The 25,342-nt window shown below is 44.8% G+C and carries 13 protein-coding genes; 4 read left to right on the forward strand and 9 right to left on the reverse strand.

Annotated features, from left to right (window positions below):
- Positions 1 to 118: 118 nt before the first annotated feature.
- Entirely contained in the window at positions 119 to 11,236 is an 11,118-nt protein-coding gene (locus tag ACZMIG_RS01910; protein ID WP_487888935.1) for a right-handed parallel beta-helix repeat-containing protein, read from the forward strand.
- A 74-nt stretch (positions 11,237 to 11,310) separates the two neighbouring features.
- Here ACZMIG_RS01910 and ACZMIG_RS01915 read toward each other — a convergent pair whose 3' ends face one another.
- From ACZMIG_RS01915 to ACZMIG_RS01930, 4 genes are read right to left on the reverse strand one after another with little or no spacing between them, the layout of a single operon-like run.
- The gene (locus tag ACZMIG_RS01915) at positions 11,311 to 13,443 is read right to left on the reverse strand and encodes a TonB-dependent receptor domain-containing protein (RefSeq protein ID WP_487888936.1); all 2,133 of its coding nucleotides are present in this window, start codon (positions 13,441 to 13,443) and stop codon (positions 11,311 to 11,313) included.
- Positions 13,444 to 13,453: 10 nt separating this feature from the next.
- Positions 13,454 to 13,840 (reverse strand): DUF6108 family protein, encoded by a 387-nt coding sequence (locus ACZMIG_RS01920; RefSeq protein ID WP_487888937.1) that lies wholly within the window; start codon positions 13,838 to 13,840, stop codon positions 13,454 to 13,456.
- On the reverse strand, positions 13,837 to 14,340 hold the full coding sequence (locus tag ACZMIG_RS01925; protein WP_487888938.1) for a hypothetical protein: 504 nt from the start codon (positions 14,338 to 14,340) through the stop codon (positions 13,837 to 13,839). Before ACZMIG_RS01925 ends, ACZMIG_RS01920 begins: the two co-directional genes overlap by 4 nt.
- On the reverse strand, positions 14,337 to 14,816 hold the full coding sequence (locus tag ACZMIG_RS01930; protein WP_125103860.1) for an RNA polymerase sigma factor: 480 nt from the start codon (positions 14,814 to 14,816) through the stop codon (positions 14,337 to 14,339). The genes ACZMIG_RS01925 and ACZMIG_RS01930 overlap by 4 nt, the downstream gene beginning before the upstream one ends.
- A gap of 1,035 nt (positions 14,817 to 15,851) precedes the next feature.
- On the opposite strand from ACZMIG_RS01930, the gene ACZMIG_RS01935 reads away from it, so the two are divergent.
- Entirely contained in the window at positions 15,852 to 16,955 is a 1,104-nt protein-coding gene (locus tag ACZMIG_RS01935) for an Mrp/NBP35 family ATP-binding protein (RefSeq protein WP_053397492.1), read from the forward strand.
- Between the two features lie 316 nt (positions 16,956 to 17,271).
- Here the strand turns inward: ACZMIG_RS01935 and ACZMIG_RS01940 are convergent, their stop codons facing one another.
- The 5 genes from ACZMIG_RS01940 to ACZMIG_RS01960 all read right to left on the reverse strand — a co-directional run bounded on the left by ACZMIG_RS01940 (position 17,272) and on the right by ACZMIG_RS01960 (position 23,183).
- A complete protein-coding gene (locus ACZMIG_RS01940; protein ID WP_021853841.1) occupies positions 17,272 to 18,534 on the reverse strand; it encodes an ABC transporter permease in 1,263 nt (420 codons plus the stop codon).
- Between the two features lie 51 nt (positions 18,535 to 18,585).
- Positions 18,586 to 19,689, reverse strand: a complete 1,104-nt coding sequence (locus ACZMIG_RS01945) for an ABC transporter permease (RefSeq protein WP_487888949.1) — start codon at positions 19,687 to 19,689, stop codon at positions 18,586 to 18,588.
- A gap of 84 nt (positions 19,690 to 19,773) precedes the next feature.
- Positions 19,774 to 20,763 (reverse strand): HlyD family secretion protein, encoded by a 990-nt coding sequence (locus ACZMIG_RS01950; RefSeq protein ID WP_021853839.1) that lies wholly within the window; start codon positions 20,761 to 20,763, stop codon positions 19,774 to 19,776.
- A 5-nt stretch (positions 20,764 to 20,768) separates the two neighbouring features.
- Positions 20,769 to 22,262, reverse strand: coding sequence for a TolC family protein (locus ACZMIG_RS01955; protein WP_021853838.1), 1,494 nt, complete (start codon positions 22,260 to 22,262; stop codon positions 20,769 to 20,771).
- Between the two features lie 45 nt (positions 22,263 to 22,307).
- Positions 22,308 to 23,183, reverse strand: coding sequence for a DUF8429 coiled-coil domain-containing protein (locus tag ACZMIG_RS01960; RefSeq protein WP_021853837.1), 876 nt, complete (start codon positions 23,181 to 23,183; stop codon positions 22,308 to 22,310).
- Between the two features lie 283 nt (positions 23,184 to 23,466).
- Here ACZMIG_RS01960 and ACZMIG_RS01965 point away from each other — a divergent pair, with 283 nt between their 5' ends.
- A complete protein-coding gene (locus ACZMIG_RS01965; protein WP_443982364.1) occupies positions 23,467 to 23,670 on the forward strand; it encodes a DUF4492 domain-containing protein in 204 nt (67 codons plus the stop codon).
- 36 nt (positions 23,671 to 23,706) lie between these two features.
- Positions 23,707 to 25,317: a cytochrome ubiquinol oxidase subunit I gene (locus ACZMIG_RS01970; RefSeq protein ID WP_487888939.1), complete on the forward strand. Its 1,611-nt coding sequence runs from the start codon at positions 23,707 to 23,709 to the stop codon at positions 25,315 to 25,317.
- The last annotated feature ends 25 nt before the right edge of the window (positions 25,318 to 25,342 follow it).

Raw genomic sequence — 25,342 nt, forward strand, 5'->3', positions numbered from 1 at the left:
AATATTAATGTAGCAGTATCTGCAAAGATAATCGTAAAAGAATAATGAAATGATAAAGATGCGGACTTTATTCAGATTTTATATGTTGCTTTTATTCCTGGGTTCTTATTTAGGAATTATGGCACAAACAAAGATTTATTACGTCAGCCCGACAGGTGTTGGCGACGGCACGTCGTGGGAAACTACTACGACATTGCAAACAGCATTGCTGAATGCCGTTGCCGGCGATCAGATATGGGTGCAGGGCTTTGAACAGATAACGAGCGCCGACCAGCTGTATATAGCTCCTGCCGATGGGTTCAGCTTGAAGTCAGGCGTTCAGCTTTATGGCGGTTTTAAGGGCGATGAAACTAACGTCAACAGCCGTGAGACGCTCGGAAAGCCATATCAGATGAAATATCGTTCCGTGCTTTCGGGTGATATCAAGAGAGATGATGTTGTTGACAATACAAACTTGATATTCCCTGCCAATACAACACGTTCAGACAATGCCACACATGTGCTGAATGTTAATATGGTACCTGCCTCAGGAAACAATAAAAATACTTCGCCCACTATAATAAATGGATTCTCAATAGGCAACGGCCATGCTGACGGTTCTGGTGAGAAGGGCGGCGGTATATATATACATGGCGATAATACGGGCGGCGGCATCTTCCGCATAGAACGCTGCTTCTTGTTGAACAACTATGCCACAGAAGGTGGTGCCATATACGTTGATGCTGAAGTAAAGAATGTCAACAACAGCACATCACTTGTAAATCAGTGTGTTGTTTATAACAATGCAGCCGGAGAGCGTGCTGCAGTTGAGAACGCCGGTGGCGGTCTGTATCTGGCAGGCGAGGCCACCGTGGTTAACTCGTCAATATTCAATAATGAGAATGGAGGACTGCGCCTTGCTGACGGGGCGAAAGTTGTGAACAGTACTGTGTCGAGAAATTCAAGTGGCGGCATCGATATGATAGACGATAAGGCCGAAGGATATAATGTTGCAAATACTATTATTTGGGGAAATTCAACTCTTTCGACGCAATACAGACCGAAATTCAAAAATTCCGCATTCCATGAAGTTGAGGCCGGTGACTCAGACGGAAACATATATGTTACTGCAGAAAACCGCGGTGACACTAATGCTCCAATGTTTGACGCACCGTCGCTGAAGACAAGTTATGACCGTGATTTCAACTGGCGTCAGACAGCTTATCCGCTTTGGTCGTGGAATGTGCTTGAAGGGTCGGTAATGTTAAGTAAGGGTGATCAGCAGTCTTACGACCAGTCTGCATACGGCAGTGAGGATATGGCCGGCAATCCGCGTTTTAACGGCTCTACGATAGATATCGGAGCATATGAGTTTCAGCAGATGTTGTCGACACGTATACGTTACGTCAAACCTGTTGCAACCGGAACAGGCGATGGCTCTTCTTGGGAAAATGCTTCTGGTAACTTGCAGAACATGATAGACGAACTGGCCAAGAACAATCCGCAGAATCTTCCTGGAGAAGTTTGGGTGGCAGCCGGAACTTATGTACCACAGGTACAAGTTATCAGCGGAACAACTTATTCTGCATCGTTCCTTATGCGTGACGGAATTAGTGTTTATGGAGGCTTTGCCGGTGATGAAATCAGTAAGCAGGAACGTGAAGTGGGCAAAATGCCGTGGAATTTTGTTAATAAGACCATTCTCGAAGGTTCTTATTATGAACACAGCAAGACATCTTGGAATGAGTCAAATCATAAATGGACTTTGACGAGCGACTCACGTCATGTTGTTTTCTTTTCACCGCTACCTTCAGAAGGCAAAAGCGGTTTCGGCAAATCAACCATACTTAATGGAGTAACCATACGTGGAGGTTATGCTCAGGGAGGTGAAGGCGTGGCAGACTTCATGACAGACCGTGGAGCTGGTGTTTACATGGGTATTAATGCAACACTGGAGAAGTGTATTGTTACAGAAAACTCGTCTACGGGCAATGGCGGTGCTGTCTATATGTACGGCGGACGTGTTATGAATTCGCTGATATATAATAACAATGCCGACGGTGACGGTGGAGCTGTATATGTTGACAATGCCGGTATAGTGTTGGCCTCTATGCTTACTAACAATTCTGCCAACAATGGTTCGGGCGCTTATCTTGCACACACCGGCAATTGGACAGACGGTAAGCCGCATCCTGAATATCTCATCCTTTCAACATCTGTTGTGTCAAATAATACGAGTCGTCTTAATGGTGCTGTTTATTGTGCAAAAGGTGGAGTGTTGATGCAGAATACTATAACCAACAACGATTGCCCTACGGCAACAGACAATACTTCTGCCAATGCATCACAGAGTGGTGGCTTGTATGTTGATTCATATGGACTTGTAATCAATTCTGTTTTGTGGAACAATACTATCCAGAAACGTAATATACCGATGTATGCAAAGAATCCAACACCGTCTAATGTACGTTTCTTGTATACAGCATTGTCTGGTATAAACAATGCTGTTTGGAATAATGTGCTTCAGCAGGAAGTAATCTCGTTGGCAGAGAGCAATAATATTGCTGAAGAAGGCGTGCTCAGTCCTGACTTTGTTGCCGAAGGCCTGCCTGAGTTTACAGGTGTAACAGGTTTATTGGAAGATGTTAATTATTTCTGGCAACCTGTAACGGGAGCAAATCTGCGTGCTCGTGGTATGACGTTAGGTACATTCCCAGATGATGTGCTGGTTGCTCCTGAAATAGATATTGCCGGGACACGATTTGCTCAGAAACCGGCTGTGGGTGCTTATTCGGTTGAGGCTACCAATATTAATCCTGAAGATACAGGAGATGCCTTGAAAGTATATGTTGATGTTGAATGTGCTGTGGCTACTCATGACGGCAGTTCATGGGCAAATGGCTATCGCTCACTTAATGAGGCTATTGCCTATTTGTCAGGTCTAGATAAGGAAACTGTTGGAAGCAAACGTCTTGAGGTGCATGTGATGGAGGGTGATATATGGCCGCGTTATGCTTTTACTAACCTTGATCCGCAAACTGCAACTATAGACATTCCTGCATCGGCAAGTGGGGCAACTTTGTATATTTATGGAGGCTATCATAGATCAGACGACAATATATCGGTTGAACGTAATCCGCTGACTTATCGTTCTGTTATAAACGGTAATCATGAAGGCAAGAATATTGAAGATGGATTGTATCATTGTATAACTGTTGCTAAAGGAGCTGCCGTTTGTCTTGACGGATTTCATATTATTAACGGTTACGCTGCAGGTGAGGCAAGCCGTCAATATGGCGCAGGTCTGCTTGTGCATGATGGAGCAAATGTTACGGTGAACAACTGTATCTTCGAGAACAATACGGCTCAAGAAGGTTCGGCTATTGATGCACGTAATGCATCTTTGACGATGAATAACTGTGTCGTAAATAACAATACGAATATAACTGAAACTGCAGCTGTGGTAAACGGTGATGGAGCAAATTTGAAAATTAACTTTGTTACTATAGTTAATAACAATGGCAAGGCTTATTCTGACAATGCTTCGTTGATTTCTTCATTCTCAACGGCAAACACATCGGCAAATACTCACACCATAGAAATTTCTACAGCTCAGTTCTCTAACCCGACAAAGACATCTGGTGCTTCGTTGGGTTTTGACACATATTTAGGCGGCTACTCGTCGTTCCAGCCTACCAATCAGAACCCGATAGTTAATGTTGGAAAAACTATTGGTGGAATAACAACGGACATTACGTTGTCAGCCCGTAGTCGTGGAGGTGCACCCGATTTAGGTGCCTATGAGGCACAGCTCCCTGTTGACGGAACTGTAATTTATGTACGTCAAGGCTCAAATGGTTCTGGGGCATCTTGGAATGACGCCATCGGCTCTATTTCTGCAGCTTTAAATAAAGCTAAGGCGGGACAAGATATTTGGGTTAGTGCAGGCACGTATATTGAGAACCTGGATATGGTTGATGGTGTTGATGTTTTTGGAGGCTTTGCTGCAATAGGATGTCCAAGTGATAAATTAGATGGCATAAATCGTGATATATCTCATAAGTTTGAAAATTTCAAGACTATTATTAAAAGTGGTGATAGTTATAAATTCAAACCTATACAAAATACCAATCCTGCAGGATATTCAAACTCAAATAAACGTGTATTGACCCAATCTAATGAGTTTAGCTCAGAGACTACTTGGGAGGGTTTTATTATTACAGGAGGACAAACAGGTCTTAGTGAATATGGTGCAGGGGTAAAATTGATGAAAAATGGTCATCTTAAAAATTGCAGAATAGAAGATAATAAATTTTATGAATGTGGAAATATTGAATATCAGACAAGTTCTTGGGGTGGATTGTTTTGGGAAAAACAATATGACTTTGTATATCATACTGCTTCTAATTTGACTGGTGGAGGTGGCGTCTATTGTGTAGGAGGTATTGTTGAAAATTGTCAGATTGTAAAAAATAGATTAGAAGGATTCAAGTTTGCTAGATACACCGAAGGTAGTCATAGATATGAATCAACAGGTAATATATATGGTAAAGGTGCAGGATTGAGTATTTCAGGTGGTAATATTATTAATTGTGTAATTGCACAAAATGTTGCGGGATATGATCCTGAACTAAATCCTAATCCTGATGGTACATCATTAACGAATGTATTAGGATCTGCAGCTTTTGTTCAAAGTGAAAGTAATTTTTATAGCAGTACTATAGTAGGCAATACAGGAGGATGGGCTGAAGCCAATCGTCCTATTATTCCAGGTATTTGGGATGAGTCTCTTGCAAGTGGTGATGGTAGTTCTTTTTATAATTGTATCATTGTGGGCAATTATGGATATGGAAATACAAAAGAGAACTTTATGCAAATTGGTAAGGGGTTAAATCAGGCTCCAAAGAATTTGGAATATTCTTATTTTTCATTAGTTAAATTTACAGATAACACGCAGACACCAGCAAGTAGTGCTTTAGAAACTTCCAAACATAATAAATATGCGTTTTTCGGTGATGAATATAACGCCTCTGATATAGAACGTTACAAACAGTATTATGAATCATTGAATATTTTGACATCAGATTATTATTTGAATATTGTAAATGGTGCCAATCCTTGTCTAAACACAGGTAGCGAGTTCTATTTGACAGATGATGACAAAAATATTAATATTACTCAGGATGCGGATGGGTATGCAAGAATACAAGATTGTACTGTTGATATTGGTGCTTATGAAAGTGCGAATGAAGAAAATATAGCTTATGAACAGCATAATGATGCTTTTATATATTATGTAACTCAGAATGGAAATGGATTACGTAGTGGTGGGTCGTTAGCAAATGCGGCTTGTGCGATGAAATTACAAAATGTGCTTGAACATGCTGGTATAACAGCTAAGGAAAATCCTGATATTGAAGTAATTGTTAAATTAGCCGGTTATGAAAGCGCTTCTTTTGTTTATAACGCAAATACACTAAGTAATCAGGACGATCCGCAGAGCTACACTTACGTAATTCCTTATGGCGTTACAGTGATGGGCGGGTTCAGCGATAAGGATGGCAACTGGGATGATGACAGCGACGGATATAAGCGCGATCCGATTACATATAAAACTGTTTTGTCGGCTATAAATAATAGTAGCTCGTTGGAACAGAAGGTGAACGGATATCATACCGTTACGTTCGGCGAGAAGCCTTCTGACTGGAACGGCAACGATAAGAAGAGTATCATAGACGGTATCTATCTTATTGACGGCAAGGCAACATCTATGGCCGGTAACGGCAATCCTAATACGCGTGGAGGCGGTGCTGTCGTAACATCTTGGGCACATGTGCGCAACTGTGTCGTGGCCCGTTGCGAGGCTATTGAAGGAGGTGGACTTTATGTCTTGCCCGGAGGCATTGTGTCTGGTTCGCTTATTATGGATAATACGGCAGAAAATGGAGCAGGGGTATATGCAGATAATACAAATGCCGGTAAAGACAGCAGAGCTCACATGGTGTCATGTACAGTGACTGACAATACTGCTTCATCTATAGGTGGAGGCTTGTTCCTCGAGGATGGTGCTATGATGGTGACCAATTCAATATTGTGGGGTAATACGGCACCTTCTGACAAAAATATCAGTGGTGTCTTGACAGAGGCTTTAGATGATGATGTGTGGTCTTCTGTTGAGCATGGCATTTCTGCATTTTATCCTGTCAACCATTCTTTTGTTGAGACATATGAGATGCCTTCTAATTTTGAAAATACGACAATGGAAAGCAATGAAGATCTTTACTTTGCATCGTCTTCTCGATTGTTGAAGGCCTATTCGCCACTGATAAAGCATGGCATGGATACTGTATATCAGGACGCTATGGCCAGTCGGTTAGGTATCTCTTCTGTTGATATGCAGGGTATACCACGTATTCAGGCCGATATGCCTCGTATTGATGCTGGAGCGTTCGCGTTTGAAGGCGGAACCATACCTACAGACGTCCTGCTTACCCGCATCTTCGTGTCACAAGGTGCAAATGTGCAGTTGCCCGAAGGTGAGGATATGGACAAATATATAGGGCGTTCTTTCTATACATCGCTGACATGGCTTGATGATGCGTTGGAGTATATCAAGGCTGTGCGTGAAAATGGTGTTGCTAAAGAAACAGACAGGTTTGAAATCCTTTTGGCCGGCGGCACATATAAACCAAGTTATCGTCGTATGGATGCAAGCACTGAGACTGTAGACCAGCGACAGAACTCTTATGTTATTCCGCAAGGTGTGAGCATCTATGGAGGATTTAACGGAACAGAACAAATTTCCTCTAAGTCAGCCGATGGTCAGGATATTGTATCTATTCCGGGGGTAACTGGCAGCTTTACTTGCATGGGAGACATCAGTGAAATTTTATCTAACCGTGCTTATTCTGACTTTAATCAGAATGGTATCAACGAGCCGTGGGAACTTGCCAGTCAGGTAATTCTCTCAGGCAATGTCAACGTGTCAGAGCAGGTTAAGAATGTTTATCATGTAGTTTATTCTGATGCAGGAAAAAATCAGGAACCGCTTAATCCTGTTATATTAGACGGCTTGACCATTATGGACGGTGAAACTTCAAACATATTAAGTAATGCGGCTGATACTGACGAAATCGGTCGAGGTGGAGGCATCTATTCTAACGGAGTGTCTTATCTGCTTAACCGCTGCCGTCTCATCAATAATCTTGCAGTTCGCGGCGGAGCCGTCTATATGCGTGACGCCAAGTTGACCATTGTAAATTCCATCCTGGCCGGTAACGGCACGGTGGATAATGCCCAGCCTGTAGTGCCCACTCAGCTGCCAAGAGGTGGAGCTGTATATGTAGCGGGCGTTTCTGATGCTCCTAAGGTCTATGCAGGGTTATATGCTGTAAATACGCTTTGGGTGAATAATGAGACAGTAGGCCAGGGCGGAGCCATCGGAACAAATTATGCAGATGGAATAATTGGACCGAATTATGTTCCTGAAGTTTCATTAATGAATAATACTTTTGTCAGAAATAAGGCTCAAAGCAATGCGGTGATTTACCACCACAATGGCAAAAATACTATTACAAATACGTTAATGTGGGGTAATGAAATTACAGGTGAGAATATTCCGCAGACAGACGAAACAAATACGTCGATCACTCACAGTGCGAGCGATGCTGTTGATTTGTCAAAATACAGCGATACCAATATTCTTCTTTCTACAGACAATACTTCAGTAACCGGACCTCGCTTTACCAAGCCTTCATCAACAGCAGGTGTAGCCGGCAATGATGCCAACAATCAATGGAATCCTGCTGCAATATCTGTATTGACTGATGCCGGAGACGGAACTCATAAGGTGGCAACCGGAAGCGGAACTATTGACGGTGCATACGCAGACTGGATGCGGAGCAATGCCGGCGAATATGCCACACAATACATGGGATATAAAGACTATATGGACACATATCTCCGTTATGCTGGTCCTTTGAAAGAAGACGGAACTTCTGCCGATAAGCCTATAGACATAGGTTTATATGAATATCAGTATGAAATAACGTTCCCGCAGATGGATGCTATATATGTGGCAACGGTAGAGAGCGGAAAGGCAGATGGATCAAACTGGGCAAATGCAACTTCTGACTTGCGCGGAGCTCTGACGGCTATGGCCAATCCTACAGGAGGTACAGTTAAGGATAAGGCCGTTTATATTAAAGCCGGTGAGTATTCATTGCCAAGAATGTCAACAGGTACGGCCTTTACAGTGTCTATGGGTGATACTCAGTATGGCGAGTCGCTGAATGTAAAAGGCTCGTATAATGAGTCGGGTGTTCAGGATTTCAGCAAGCCTACAGTAATTACAACTCAGGAGAGCAATGCCGACGTAACGAGCCTGCTGATGGACGTTGCGGCCAACAACAAGCCTGTAACGATAGAAGGACTTACCTTTATAAACAAAAATTCAAACGGCGGAACAGGAATGCAGGCAAGTACGGGCGGAGGCAAGGTTACGCTTAAAAATGCAGGCTTCCGTGGCAATAAGGCAAATGGATTGAATATAGTTTCTGGTTCGTCGGGCAAAATTCTGCTCGTCAATACGCTGTTTGCCGACGGAGGTACAGGACTTAATGGTGCCGACAGCCGGATAACAGTGGTGAATGCAACGTTTGCCAATAACAAGACAGATCTTACTACCTCAGCATCAGTGCCGTCTGTTTATAACTCTGTTTCATGGAATAACGATACACAGAATTTGACAACAGACGATTACAATAAGAATGTGGCAATAACCCGTGGTGTGGCAAACGATAATGTCAATGAAGGTCCTAACTTCCGCGATCCGGATAATGCAGATGTCTATAATCGCGATTATCGTATACGCCCAAGTGTGAAGTTGCTCAATAAGGGCAGCAATGCCAATTATGCAGAGCAGGCTCTGGCAGCGGAGACAATTCCGGCTGAAGAGAAGGATCTTGGTAATAACCAGCGAGTTGTTGACGGGTCGGTAGATGTTGGTGCATACGAGTATGAAGCACCGCTGCAGCCTATTGTTTATGTTAAGGCTGACCTTACGGCAACTGCTGACGGAAAGAGCTGGGAGACGGCTCTTGGCGACTTGCAGGGTGCTGTTGATTTGGCCGGTTTGTATGCTTTGGGACATTCAGGACAGAATGGTTACGTTTTTGTTCACGGCAATTATCATGATACGGGCTTGCTGAATATGTCTCTTGGAAATACCAAGGTGTATGGAAGCATGAACGATGAGCGGAGTGCTGAAACAGAAACTGACCGCATCGTTTCAGACTTGCTGAGCAAGCGTAAAGGCATGTTGGTTGCCGCAAGCCGCTCTTCATTGGAGAACGTTGCCATAGGTGCTGACGGCGTGATAGATGGATTTGAGATTACAGGCAAGCCGGTGGTTAATGCCGGTGTGCTTTCCACTTCGATTGTTAATAATGGTGTTGAGGGTGCCGCAGGCGGTTTGTTGTATAATTCGTTGGTGTTGGGCTCAGTCAATGCTGTTAAGGCGGTTAATGTGACGTCGGCGGAAGCCATAAACGGTGCAGCCGGCAGTGGCAACAACCGGGCTTTTGTTGCAGAAACGAACAGTTATGTTACGGACGATTACTGGGAATATCAGTTGATGGAGACCTCGCAGGATATTGATCCGACAGGTAACCGGACAGATATAAGCGAGTATATAATGAAAGTAGGCCATGAGCGCGACCTTATAGGCAACAGGCGAATCCGCAACGCAGTTGATAACGGCTGCTTTGAGACATGGAATATAAGCAGCGATTACGCTATTACGGCAGATGACTATCCCGTTGGCAGGTCAGTGGTGTATGTACGCAAGGGACAGGAACTTTCGGTCAAAGCAGGAGTTTATCCTAATGGCAACGCCTTCAACCCCGGATACCTGCTTCTGGAACATCAGGCCGGTTTGCGCGGCAACGGCAATTACATCTCGCTGACAAACTTTGCTGTTGAACGCGATGTAACAGTAAATGGCAACGACCTGGCCGTAATGCCGTTTGAAGTTAAGCGTATGAGTCCTTTAAACGGTTATAACTTGAAGCGCTACAGTGGACAGATGCGTGCTGCTTACAGTTATCAGTATGACGGATCTGACGGAAAAGCATGGACAGACGGCGGCTTTGCGCAAATAGGAACAACAGAGGGCTTCCTCATTGAAAACACCTCAAACGATAATCTTACGGTGCGTTTCAGTGGAAAACAGTATAGTGAGGGTGGAGCAGACAAGAGCGTCGTGCTTTATAAATGGAACTATAATGAACCATGGAACTCAAGTTCGTCAGCTGGCAATAAGTTCACACATAAGGAGAACATGAGCTGGAACCTCTTCGGTTCGCCTTATCTCTGCGCAATGAATTATGGCGACATGGAATATGGCCGCGTGATATATGGATACACTGAGGGTGCATATAAGACGATAAACACTGCCGGCGAAATTGCCGGAGGATATATTCCTGCCGGTGATGCAGTTTTCACACAGACTGCAACCTTGAAGGATGCAGAGATTATCGGCATCAAGACCTCTGAGCAGAAAGACGGCGTGCCTTATGCCGCGGCTGCAAATCTTACGGTAGGCCTGAGACAGGCCGGGGCAACGCGTGCTGCCGGGGCAGACAAGGCCGACGTGCTGCAGCTTAACGCTGTGCCTGAAAATGAGGCACGCAACTATTTCGACATCGCCTCTGATGGCGTCAAGTGGATGGCTGCCGACAGCGTAGCGCAGCTTTACGCTGCACGCTCGGGTGCACGCTATTCGCTGTTGTCAGCTGTCAGCCAGGGCGGTGAGGTGGCTGTTGGCGTTACGTTGCCCGAACCAGGCATGTACACGTTCTATCTACCTGAAACCTGTGATGCCGGCAACTATGAAAGTGTAGTGCTTAAAGATGCCAAGACTGGCAAACAGACCAATCTGCTTGATGGCGGCTATGACTTCACCTCTGTTGAAGGCGGCGACATATCTGGACGCTTCACTATCAGCTTCAACCGTATGCTCGATGACGATAAGAATGCGGACATACGCGCATGGTCGCCCTTGCGTGACAGGCTTAGCGTTAGCGGTGTTGAGACAGGCGACCGCATAGCCGTTTATTCTGCTGACGGTGTTCAGGCTGCTTCATGCGTGGCATCATCTTCTGTTGAGAACATTCAGGCGTCCGTGTCGGGTGTTGCGGTTGTTGAGATAACGCGAGATGGCAGGACGATAGCCGTTAGAAAGGTGAAGATGAAGTGAGTGTAAAGTTTTTCCTTTATATAGAATAAAATCAATGCCGTATGACTCAGTCAGAGTTCATGCGGCATTATTTTTTAGTTTGCCCTCTTTGATTCTCGCTCTTTTGTATCCCTGTAGACATTGTTTACTTTGTCTCTACCAAAGTTATATGATATGCGAAATGATACAGAGCTGGCGTGAATGTCGTTTCGTGTGTAAACCTTATAATCGTTATAAATAGCTGTTGATTTTGTTGTGTTCCATCCAAAAGGATCTGTAACAGATGCTGTCAGTGTGAGTCTGTCGTTCAGCAGGTTGTATCTTAAATAACAGCCGAGCAATGACATAGCCTTGTATCTTATCATGCGTTCATGATAAGGAAAATAATGGCTGAATCTCATATCTAGAATCAGATTTTTCTGTTTGTTCAGTATGAATGATGTATTGAATTCAATTTTCCCGCTCCAACTGCTATCGTCAGCATCTTTGTAATCAGTAAGTTTTGATTTGGCATATGTGTGGAAAAACTCGCCGCCAAGGTTGAGGTTCCACCATCCGAAAAAAGAACGGTAATATGATAAATATAGTCCTGTCTTATTGCTGTTGATATGATTTTCCGGTATGGTGTATTGTGAGCCGTCGTTATTGAACCGCGTGATGTAGCCGATGGCATCATTGTTGTATGAATTATATAAAACGGCATATATTCCTTTAAAACTATAGTTTATCTCTGCATTGTGGGCAACACTGGGGCGTAAGTCAGGATTGCCAGACACGTAGTCGCTCGTTGTAGTATAGTATTTATATGGATTCAAGTCGTTGAAGTTTGGTCTTGTTATTCCCATAGAATAAGAGAGTGTGAAACGTCCTGCTTTATGGCTGTTCCAACTGAGATTAACTGTTGGGAACAGATGATTATAGCTATATCTGCTTTCTTCATCTTTTACCAGCTGATATCCTTTGGTGCATGTAGATTCATACCGTAGCCCGAGCTTACCGAAAAAAGAGTTTGTAAAATTCCTCTCTGCGCTGACATACGCTACGGCCGTACTCTCATCATATTCGAAGGCATTGCTTTGTTTTGTATCTGACATCCAAGAATTGTTCTCCAGATACCGTATATCCAAGGCTGTGTTGTTGCCTATGCATGTAAAAGCCAGTCCTGCTTCCATTTTGAATAACTTTAATGGCAGTATGGCATCCAGTTTGGCTGAATGAATATGATATTTGTTGTCGCCTGTGTTTGTAAGTTTTGTATCCGTATTGTTTGCTGATGTTGTTACGTCCGAAAAACTCTGCGCTTGCTTGTCGTAGTAATTGTAAGTTAAGCTGAGCATTTTTCCTTTTGTATCCAGCATCCAGTCTGAAAAAGCAGTAATTGTTAATGCGTTATCCGGGCGTGAAGGAGAATAGTTTGTAGAACTGTATACATTACCCCGGTCTGTCGTTACATCAAAAAGTTTGCTGTTCAGTCTGTTCGTATAATAATTAAGTATGACGCCTGCGTTCAGTCTATTTGTAAATTTATATTTGAACAAGCCGTTCGCTCCGAAAGTTCTGTTCCTGTAATTTGTTGTGCGCTGTGAAATCTTCGTGTAATATGGAAAAATGTAAGTGCGGTTCAGGTCATTGATGCCTTTAGAATCATTCCAACTGGCATCTGCCGACAATTCTACTTTACGTGTCGTATGCGATACATTTCCTCCAAGTTGATAACAGAAAGACTCACGGATGATTCCGTTTGTCCATATGTTTCCACGTGTGCCTAAAGATTCATTTTTAGATGTAATGCTGATATAGGCTACGTTATTGTTCGCTCCATATTTTGCCGGAGGAGTAGTCAGCACCTCAATCTTCTCAATTCCACTTGCCTGAAGATTCTTCAGACGCAAGACCATAGCCTCGTCTGATATCTCCATGAGATGTCCGTCGATGATATATTTTACAGAACTTTTACCTGCTACTGTAACCATATCGTTCACAACCGATACGCGCGGTATGCGGTCAAGCACCTCTATACCGTTCATACCCTTGGCATATTGGTCGTTTTTAGTCAGGTATATAATCCTGTCAGGAGCCTGTTTTACAACGGTGCGTGATGCCATCACAACAACTTCTTTCAGTTCGAGCTGTCTTTCCCAATTTGTTGCAGTAGAGTCTGCTTGGTCCTGAGCAGACATGGGGATGGCAAAAAATAGTGACCATAAAGTGAAAACGTATGGTTTCATATAAAATCTTTTATTTAAAAGCCTTTTCTTTTCCTTGAATAAAGAAGAACGCACCGCCGCCTGATTTGTCACGTTTCAGTCCGATATATATGGTCTCACCGTTATTGACAATCTGCAGTGACGTGTATCTTCCGTCATCTCCCTGATAGTCGGAATAGTCTTTAGCGCGCGGCTTATCCTTTTCTATAGCGTCTGCTATAGCCTTTATTATCTTCAAATTGTTTTTCACGGTTATTCCGCGATAATAGTTGCCGTTACTTTTATAGACAGAGATGCTTACACTCTTGTTGTTGTTATATCTGCCGTCAAATAACCTTTCCACATTCAGTTTCGGGGGCCTTGCACTGGCTGTCAGTGCTATTAGGACCATAAAGAAAAAAATCAGAAAACGTTTCATCTCTTACTATTTTGATTGTTAAAAAATTGTTTTACTTTGTTTTGTTCTGCGGCCTTTTGTCTTTCTATAGCCTGCATGAACTCTTCTACCTTGGCTGCTTCTGCTTCTGCTATTTTTCGTGCAGTCTTTTCGTCTACCTGCTTACCTTTGACGTATGCGACATAATGGCTGTCGCCAGTTGAAGTGCCCATTTCGTTTATTTTAGACAGGAAAACACTTCCTGTCAATATTATGGCAACGCTTGCAGCTGCTGACAAAGTCCATATAAGAGCTTTTTGTAGAGGCGTACGTCTGTGGCGTGCTGAAGTATCATCTGCAAGCTTCATCTGACGCGACAGGCCCATAAGCTCTTTCGTCTCACTTATAATGTCTGAACTGTATGCCGTGCATAGCAATATATATTCCAGTTCAGTTTCTTCCTGCACAGACAGCCGGCACTCATTATAAAGAAGGCATAGTGTCTCTATTTCCTTGATGCTTAAATTCATTTCCTGTTTCATCTGTTTAATCTTTTGTAAGTTTCACGTATTTTTCTGCGGGTACGGCTCATGTTCATTCTTACAGACTCAACCGACATTGACAACTCTTCGGCAATCTGCTCATAATCAAAACCTTCGTGTGTCACAAGGTTGAATATCTGTTGTTGTAGAGGTGTCAGTTCTTCTTTCAACAGATTTTCCAACGTATTTATGTCTTCCACTTCCATTTCGTATTGCAGAGAGACCGGTGTTTTTACTTCATCTATAGTCTTCATATTTGTCCTCCTTAGTCTGTCTATACAAACATTTCGCAATACACAGACAAGCTTGTTTCTCGCCTCGTTAGGATCTGACACATTATTTTTCAGTTTAAGTTTTAGCCATGATTCCTGGAGTACGTCTTTTGCATCCTCATCGTTTTGAAGATATCTCAATGCGATGTGGTGCAGCTTGTCGCGCAAGTCCATGAATGAGGATGTTAATATATCTCGTTCCATATACTACTGATACGAATGAATATGGAAAACATAACAGCAGAATTTCTTTTTTTGTAATTTTAGATGATATTTTTAGTGTATCTGTTTAATTGTTAATGATAAGGTTTATATTAATTATGATACATCAAGGTTTCCCCCGATATTCTCAAAGGCTAAAGTTACAGATTTTTTATAGTATATATGATTGTTTTTATGGGGATATTTAGTTTTGGATGGCAAATCCATGCTGCCAAAGGCCGCTAATCACCTTGCAAAAGGGCACATATTACATCGTGATATGTGCCCTTTTGCATTGCGGAATGTATGCTTTTGCATTGCTGTTGCAGTCTGGTGTATGCAGAAAATATTTTTGTTAAAAACTCGTCACTCGTCACAATCGCATGTAAGACGTTGAATGACAGGATGTTAATGTGTGATGAGTTGTGTTTTCAACTCGTCACACACAGCTGTATTTGGCCTGTTGAGGCTGATTTTGCGGCTAAAAGTATTAATATATTGGCTTTATATTGTTCGGAAAATGAAGAAATAACAGTGATGTGATGAGTTGCGTTTTCAACTCGTCACGCATTAAGTAGCTGATTGATAGAGTGTTAAACCCTGTTGTGATGAGTGATGAGTTTTTTGCGAAAAAGTTTTTTGTATTTCGGAGTTTGGGGCCTATTCTAAATTTGGTTGATTTCAAAGTGTCCTTTCCCTGATTAAAGTTGATTTCGCTTTGGTGTTTATCTGTTATCGGTTGACAGCAGTATGCGGTTGTCAGGTCAAACTTTTTGTCTTGGGGCTAAAAGGCTGCGGCATCACTGGACGAATGGCATCTTTGCCAGTTTGTTTATGAGTTATGATGATTTTGTTGCTTATATAGTTTTGTCGGAGTATTTTCAGATTAAAAATTTGTTTATTTGCATAATTATTGCGTATTTTGCAGTAAAATTACGATAATGTGCAGTGTGCCCGCTTTTAGGCATGAATTTTGTTGGAATAAGTATATGAAGCAGACACTGACTGCCTTGTTGTGAAATATAAAAAATAAACATTATGACATTATATCCAAAACTGATAATGGATGCCTTGGCTACCGTTACGTATCCGGGTACCAAGAAGAATCTTGTAGAGAGTGAGATGGTGGCCGACAATCTGCGTATTGACGGCATGAAGGTGTCGTTCTCGCTGATATTTCCGCGCGACACCGACCCCTTTATGAAGTCTACCATCAAGGCTGCCGAGGCTGCCATACACTATCATGTAAGCAAGGACGTTGAGGTGACCATCGAGGTGGAGACTAAGTCGAAGCCCCGACCCGAGGCCGGAAAGATGCTTCCGGGCGTAAAGAATATCATTGCCGTAAGTTCTGGCAAGGGCGGAGTGGGCAAGAGCACCGTTGCTGCCAACCTGGCCATATCTCTCGCACGTCTTGGCTATAAGGTCGGACTGCTCGATACAGACATCTTCGGTCCGTCAATGCCTAAGATGTTCGGCGTAGAGGATTTCCGTCCCTATGCAGTTCATAAAGACGGACGCGACCTCATTGAGCCTGTTGAAAAGTATGGCGTGAAGCTGCTGAGTATTGGTTTCTTTGTAAATCCTGACACGGCTACACTGTGGCGCGGCGGAATGGCTTCTAATGCGCTGAAGCAGCTCATTGGTGATGCTGACTGGGGCGAGCTTGACTATTTTGTGCTCGACACGCCTCCCGGAACAAGCGACATACATCTGACGCTGCTGCAGACACTGGCCATAACGGGTGCAGTTATAGTGAGCACACCGCAGAAGGTGGCACTGGCAGACGCACGCAAGGGTATCGACATGTACAGAAACGACAAGGTGAATGTGCCTATCCTCGGACTTGTTGAGAATATGGCGTGGTTTACTCCTGCCGAACTTCCTGAAAACAAGTATTACATATTCGGCAAGGAAGGATGCAAGAATCTTGCCAAGGAGATGGACGTGCCTTTGCTGGCTCAGATACCTGTTGTGCAGAGCATCTGTGAGAGCGGCGACGACGGCAAGCCGGCTGCCCTTAATGTTGACACCATGACAGGTCAGGCATTTATCAATCTGGCCATGGCTGTTGTAACAGTTGTCAACCGCCGTAATGCCGAGCAGGCGCCTACAAAGATTGTTGAGGTAAAGAACAGCTGACGCCATGATGCCGTCTGAACGCTGATGGATTATGGGCTGTGATTATTATATGCGGTTCTGGCTCGATGTCCTTTAGGCATGGCTCTGGTTATGTCAGGACAATGTAGCGGCAAGCGGACAGCGGAAAACAAAGAGACAGATTAAAATCTCAGTCTGCTTGCGGCATGTAAATACATATTCGGCCTGATAGCAGATAAAAATTTAACGGAAGTCAGCATGCAAGTGCATGCCCGACTTCCGCTTATTTTTATGCTAACTTATTGATTTTGCGCACATATATTTTTTTATGTGCGTCTTTGTTTGCATTTTTATATGTTTATTCTGCCGTTTCTGTTTCGGCAGTTTCGTAGTTTCTTTCAGTTCTTAGTCTTTCAATTTCCTTTCGTCGCGTCTTTATTATCTGGCGTCTGTAAAGCAGGCACGTTATGAGGAAATAGACGAAAGCCTGAATCCACAGTGCCCTGTATTCGTACAGCACATCGCCAAGGCGTGCCTCCATGCCGTTCATTCTGACAAAGCCGCGTATGCCGAAGGTTGAAGGAACGAGGTTAGACACCCATTGCCAGAACTCCGGTATGGCGCTCTGCGGCCATGACACTCCTGACACAAACAGGAATGGCAGTGAGGTGAATACAACCAGGAGTATGATGTTCTCGCGGTATCTCACGGCGCATGAGACAATCATCGAGAAGAATATGCATGAGAGCAGATAGGGCAGCATGAAGCATGCCAGGTCGCCGGCATGGAGCAGCGACGTGAAGCCGAATATGCGTGGTACAACAAGAGTGATGTAAGCTGATATCACGGCATAAATCATAAGATAGCACAGCGACTTGCCAAGCACGATGCGGAATATGCCATTGTAATGCCTGCTTACGGGAACGAGCTGCTTAAACCTGTTCTTCTCTCTTGCGGTTCCTGCCGACAGACCTACGCCAAGCAGCAGAGTCTGCTGCAGGATGAGTATAAGCACCGCTGGTATAAGAAAGTTGCCGTATCCTCCAGTTGTGTTGAATATCTGCACTTCGTCAAAGTCAAGCGGCTTTATCGTTATCTCGTTCTCGCGTTCGGTGGTGTTGCCGGCGCGCTGAATCTGTATCTCTGAATTGATGTTTCCGGCTACAGCAGTGGCTGTCTGGAATATGGCCTTGTAGTAGAGCATGAAACTCATGTCGCAGAACACGTTGACATGGCTTTGCTCCATCCGGTTGATGTTGGTCTGAAAGTCTTCTGGAAAATACAGCACGCCCGAGGCTTCCTGTCTGCCCACAAGGTCTCTGGCTTCGCTCAGGCTGTTGCAGTAATATGTAATCTTGGCGTCGGGTGACGCGTCAAACTGTCTGATGAACTGCCTGCTGAGATTGCTGTGCGACATGTCGACCACAGCCACCTGCACCTCGCGCACCACCTCGTTGGTGTAGATCCACGAGTAGACAAGCGGATAGAGCAGCGGCACTAGGATGAAGAAGATAAGCACACCCTCATCTTTCCAGGTGGTTTTCATCTCTTCAGCCCAGATGTAGCACATGTCGTGTATGCCCTCATTGATCTGTTGTATTAAGCTTTTGGCTTTTTTCATCAGGTTTTATATCTTAATTCTTCTTCTGTTTTTATCTTCAGTTAAAAGCGCTTAAGGCAAGTACTCATATTCTAAGGCGGCTTTCTTTATCTTGGATACAACCAGCACAGGGAGCATAATGAAGCATACCATTGCCGTTATGTTTATCCACGAGTAAGCAAGCGGATAGCCGTTGAAGATATTGAGCTGATAAATCATGTAATAGTGCCGTAGCGGAAACAGCTGGGCTATTGATTTTATTGCCGGCGACATGGCAGACAGCGGAAAGGCTGTGCCCGACAGCGAGAAACTCAATACGGCCCACAGGCTGCATATGCTCATAGACATGCGGAGCGACGGCGTGAGTCCAAAGACAAATATGCCGAAGCCCTGAGCCGCGAGGACTGAAAGCAGACCGAGCAGCAGTATAGCCGGCAGTCCGCCGGGATGAGGAAACTGCAATATGCCGAACACATACATCATGTAGCCATAGAATATAGCCAGGAACACCAGCGTCTGTGGCAATATCTTGCCGATGAGTGCATTGTGAATGTTATTGCCGGCTGTCTCCAACCATTCTTTCGATGTGCCGAATTTCTGTTCCGTTCCTATCGAGTAGACCGTTATCAGGAAGATGAAGAGCATAAGGCAGCCCGGAATGATCATCGTGTTAAGATAGATACTATAGTTTACGGCGGGATTGTTCACCGTATGCAGGTCGATGACGATAGGCTGCAGAAAACTCATAATCTGGCTTTCTGTCAGTCCTTTTGCCTGCAGCACAGACGACGCTGCCCCGGCAGAGCCAAGCGTAGATATGGTCTTGAGGTCGCGGTAAAGCAGCGCTCCGGCAGTAAGTGAGGTGGAGCTGTAGTAAAACGATATTTTAGGCTGCCTCATTGACAGCAGCTCAGACGTTGTGCCTTCGGGAATATACAGGAAGGCATAAATCTCGTTGCGCTGTATGGCATTGCGAGCCTCGCTTACGTTAGTATACCGTTTTACGATTTTTGTTGTCTGGAAGGCGTCCAGCTTTCTTATTATTGAGCGTGTGGTAGATGTATTGTCGAGGTCTACCACGCCAACGGGCATGTCGGTCGGCTGCCCGTTGCTCATTAGTGAAGTAAAAAATATGGTGACAATAACGGGAAATATCAGCATGCAGAACAGATACATCGGATTCTTCTTCAATATTCTGCATTCTCTGCATGCCACGCTGATGATGTTCCTTATGCTGACACTGTTACCCACGTTCTGGTTTTATCTGTTTTTAATTATTAGCGACATACCCGGTCTTAGTCCGTCAAGCTTTGTTACAGGACGGGCTTTCACCTCGAAAGTCTTCAAGTCATACTGTCCGTTGCTCTTTGTGGCTTTCCATACAGCATAGCTGCCTTCGTCCTTGATGTAGTAGACCTTCATCTTCAGGTCTTTGCTGAAAGCCGGGCAATATGCTGTGAATGTGTCGCCGTTCTTGAGTCCGTTGAGCTGGTCTTCACGCACGTTGAATGTACCCCACAGGTCGCTCATTATTGATATGCTCATGATAGGAGAGCCGGCTCCGATAAGTTCGCCCACTTTGGGATAAATGCTGCTTACCTCGCCTTCAACCTGTGCTATCTGCACGGTTTCGTGTATGTATGAGTTTATTTCCTGTACGGCACCCTTTGCCCTGTTCACCTGAGCCGCAGCTGCACGCTTCTCTTCGCGGCGTGCGCCGTTTACTGCCATGTCGTATTGGCTCTTGGCAGCCTTTGCCTGAGCTTCGAGCGCCTTATAGTTGGCAAATGCCTCGTCGCGTTTCTGGGCACTCATGACACCTTCGTCAAACAGACGCTGAACACGCTCGTATGACTTCTTCGCAATGTCAAGTCCGGCCTTGGCCTGCTGCCACATCTCGTAGGCTCCGCGTATCTGTTCCTGACGTGCGCCCCTGTCAGCCATCTCGTTCATGGCGGCAGCAGCGTCTTCGGCACTTTCAGCCTGCTTCTTCTTGGCCTCAATGTCAGGAGCGTCTATTATGGCCAGCGTGTCGCCAACCTTTACATAGTCGCCCTCCTTGACTCTAAGTTCAAGAATGCGCCCGGGCACCTTGCTCGACACCCTGTATTCTGATACTTCAATTTCGCCCTGTATCGTTTCAGTTGTCTTGCCAAAAGCAAAGAAACCTATAACTCCTACAATAATGACGGTTATGGCAAATCCGGTTATTGTAAGCAAGATGTTGTTATGTTGTGATTTTTTTGTCATGATTTCTAATATAATGATTCTCCAAGAACTTTCTTTAAGTTGAGCTGTGACAGCTTAACATCAATTTCAGCGTCTATCTTCTGTGAGCGTGCCTGCAGCCATGCCGTCTGGGCGGTCATGACATCCGTAACGTCCATTACGCCCTCTTTGAAGCCGAGGTTGGCACATCGCAGGTTTTCGTCGGCACGTTCTGTATTTTTGTTTGCCATGTTGAGCCGCTTGTTGGCTTCGCTTACTTTGAATGAACTCTGGTTAACCTGCAGTTCCACCTTCTCGCGTGCTTCATCGAGCTCGAGCATGGCTATCGTAGTGGCAGTCTTGCTGGCCCTTATCTTGTATGAACTTTCAAACCAGTTCCATACAGGTATTCTCATTATCACCCCGACATTCCATACACCGGAGAACTTCTTTTCGAATCCGTTGTAAAGGTTGGGATTGGTTACAAGATAGCCTGCGGTGAGCGCTATTTGCGGCAGATACGCGGCCCTGATTATATTTGTTGTCTGTTTGCTTATGTCAACCGCATTCTGCAGCATCTTCAGTTCTGCACGATTCTCCTTGGCGGCATCCGTGTCAACCAATGGTGTCATTTCCACCTTGCTGAATGCGTCTTCTTTATCTTCGTCTTCAAGCCTTATGTCCTTGCTGATCGGCATGCCGCACAGCTGGCAGAGCAGCATTTTTGCCAAAGACACTCCGTTCTCAACTTCCAGAAGCTGCATCTCAGCCTCGTTTAGCTTCACGTCAACCTTCAGGCCGTCGGCTCTGGTGGCAACGCCTTCGCGTATCATCTTTTCAACGTCGCCGCTCAGTTTCTTCACGAGGTTCAGATAGCTGTTAGCCAGCTTCTCCTTATGTTTCAGCGACACCACGGTCCAGTAGGCATTGTCGATGTCGTATATAGTGTTCTGCGTCTTGCTCGTTATGTCGTTTTCAGCCAGTTGCTCGCTTATGTCGGCTATCTTGTTTGCCGCAACGATGCTTCCGCCCATGAATATCGGCTGGCGCACCATGACAGATGCCGTAAAGATATTTCGCGTGTCGGTTCTGAAAGCGTCGCTTATGGATTTTCCTATGGCGTTGCCTGCATTTTCCAGTCCGGGCATTATCTTGTTGGCTATATTTCCAAGCGCTTCGGCTGTCTGCGGTGTTATAACACCCTGACTAACCATGTCCGTTATTGCAGACGATACAGTGTTGCCCAGTTGGCCGGCAGTTGTAGTGCCGAGGTTGCCGAGCACGCCTTTCTGTTCATTGTTGAGGAGAGAAATCTCCTTGCTCATGAATTCGTATCCGCCGAGCACGTCAACGTGTGGCAGATATTTCGTGCGTGCGGCTTTCCGTGTGTTCTGCGCCACGTCCTTCTTAAGCCGTGCAATGTTTATCTGCTTGTTGTTGCGCAAGGCCATGGCGCGGCAACTGTCGAGCGACAGCACCTGTTGCGCCGCCGCAGTGGCAGGGGCGCATATCAGGAGAAATATGGCAGCAACATTCTTCATAAACGAATAGCGGTTAATTCTTCTTGATGATCCTGAGGTCAGGGGTTATTTAAATGAGAAGTTGCGAGAACCAATCATGTTTCCGTCGGCAAATATGCTGACGTTGTATGTACCGTTGCTCAAGAACTCGTTTACGTTCCAGTATGTTGTTACAGCAGTCTCATTGCCGGTGTATTCGATGTCTCTTTTCATTGAGTATTGCAGGCTGCGGTTCTCATAGTTGAATGTTCCGCCGTTGGTGAGCACAGAGCCGGTTGGCGTAGTTATGCGCACGTAGATGGTCTTCATGCCGCTCTGGGCTGTAACGTTCTTGGCTATGCTGAAGTTTACCTGAAGAGTCTTGCACTTTTTCAGGCTCTTTGTAACCTTGCCTCTCTTGTTCTTGGCTGTCAGTGATATGCCAGTGGCATCAAGCTGAGCAGCAATGGCGACCTTCTCAGAAAGCGACTGCTTGTCGGCATTAAGACCTTCGATCTGTCTTGTTGCCTCAGCGTACTGTCCCTTCACGCGTGTGTTTTCTGCTGTAAGGTTCTGGTTAAGACGGTTGAGCGAGTCTATTTCCAGAATATAGCTTCTGATGACGGCGCGGCATGTTGCAAGCTCCTTTTTCAGACGTGCTATCTCGCGTGCGTCTGTAGCCTTCACGTTCTTCAACTCTTTCAGCAGCTGTTCTGTCTTCATCTGCTCCTGCGTGAGCTGCTCTATGATAGAGTCGTTGTTTATCTGAGTCTTCATCTCGCTGTACTGGTCGGCAAACTGCTGATACTCGTTTTCCATTTCTTTCTTGTCGAGTTCGGCCAGTTCCTGCATGTCCCTGTTAGCCTGCTTTTGCTGCTGCAGACTTATAGACAGGTAAACTATTCCACCGAGTAGAAGTACACCAATGACAGCTGAGATTATTATAATTTTCTTATTTTTCATTTTAAATTCTGTTTTAAATTAATCATGATTATTAAACTGAATGCCATAGCGGCATATTTAATTGCAAAAGTAGATTTTTTATCTTAAAAGACAAAGCATTTATTGAAATAAAAAAACTATTATTGTCAATTTTGCCGTGTTTTTGAACAAAATTAAAATTTAATGTGTATTTTTGTTGAAATTAACTTGCCTTATGCTAATTCGGCGTTTACATTTTGTCGTGAATATGGCATTGAGAGTGGTTATTTGTACTGAATATCTAATATTATGAAATAAAACGGATATGTTGCGCAAGATTTTCGATTTTTATTACAGCGGTTTCACCTCGATGGACATAGGAAAGAAGCTTTGGCTTGTCATTATCATAAAACTTTTGATAATATTTTTTGTCGTGAAGCTGTTTTTCATGCCTGACGTGCTAAGCCAGAAGGCTGCAGGCGGCAGTAAGGCCGACTATATAAGCAGCCGTATGACCGGTGCAGATTGACAGAGCAAGATTAATAACTATTAAAAAATAAAGTGTATGACAGATTTTTTATTGAGCATTAGTGCAGGGACCGTCGACTGGTCGAGAGCTCAGTTTGCACTTACAGCCATATACCATTGGCTCTTTGTGCCGCTGACGCTCGGACTTGCGCTTATTATGGGAGTGATGGAAACCTGCTATTATCGCACAAAGAGTGTCTTCTGGAAAGACACTGTGCGCTTCTGGCAGAAGCTGTTCGGTATAAACTTCGCCATGGGTGTGGCAACCGGACTTATCCTTGAGTTTGAGTTCGGCACAAACTGGAGTAACTATTCGTGGCTCGTAGGCGACGTGTTCGGTGCGCCGTTGGCAATCGAGGGCATTGTGGCTTTCTTTATGGAGGCTACGTTTGTCGGCGTAATGTTCTTCGGCTGGGGCAAGGTGTCAGACGGATTTCATCTTGTGTCGACATGGCTGACGGGACTTGGAGCTACGATATCAGCGTGGTGGATTCTTGTAGCCAACGCATGGATGCAGTATCCCGTAGGACAGGTGTTCAATCCTGACACGATGCGCAACGAGATGACGTCTTTTGCAGATGTGGCTCTGTCGCCTTTTGCCATAGACAAGTTTTTTCACACAGTCCTTTCAGCCTGGATTGTCGGTGCAGTGTTTGCCGTGGCGGTCAGCTGTTATTATCTTATCAGGGCCAACAGCAGCAAGATGCCCGAGGCTACTGCCGCCAAGACAAGAAAGTTTGCTGTCAGCAGTATAAAGATCGCCTCAATTGTTGGACTCGTCGCAACGTTGCTTACAGCTTATACAGGAGACAATTCTGCATATATGGTGGCAAAGACGCAACCCATGAAGCTTGCTGCAATGGAAGCTCTGTATGACGGTGAAGAAGGTGCGCCGCTTACGGCTGTGGCCTTAATAAATCCGTTCAGACAGCCTTACTATGCCGCTTCTGAAGAGTTGCCTCTTCAGGTGGCAATACCCAAGATGCTCTCTGTGCTGGCAACGAGAGACCTGAATGGCTTTGTGCCTGGCATAAACGACATCATTAAGGGCGGATACACGCAGCATGACGGTACGACTGCATTGTCGTTTGCGGAAAAGTCGGAGCGCGGAAAGATTGCCATCGACGCCATTGGCAAATACCGCGAAGCCAAGAAAAACGGCAATGCTGCCGAGGCAGATAAGTATGGCGCACTGATAAAGGACAATGTTAAATACATAGGCTACGGATATATGGACAATCCCGACCAGATAGTGCCTTACATACCTGTGTGCTTCTGGTCTTTCCGTATTATGGTAGGTCTTGGCATGTTGCTCATCCTAGCCTTTGCCGTAACGCTGTTTGTTGTCTACCGTAAGGACATTCTGCGTCTCAAATGGCTGCATATTGCATGGCTTGTTCTTCTGCCGTTGGCCTATGTGGCAAGCGAGTCGGGATGGGTGCTGGCCGAACTCGGACGTCAGCCTTGGGCAATACAGGACATGCTGCCCACATGGATAGGCGTGTCTGACATCAGCTCAGGGTCAGTTATCTTCACGTTCTTTATGTTCCTCGTGCTGTTCACGCTTCTGCTTGTGGTTGAAATCAACATTATGTGCAAGGCCATAAAACAAGGTCCGGAGTTTTCTGATGTTGCTGCCAGGCCATAACTGTGTCAATAATAAACATGAACGA

It is taken from the genome of Xylanibacter sp. (assembly GCF_057607445.1).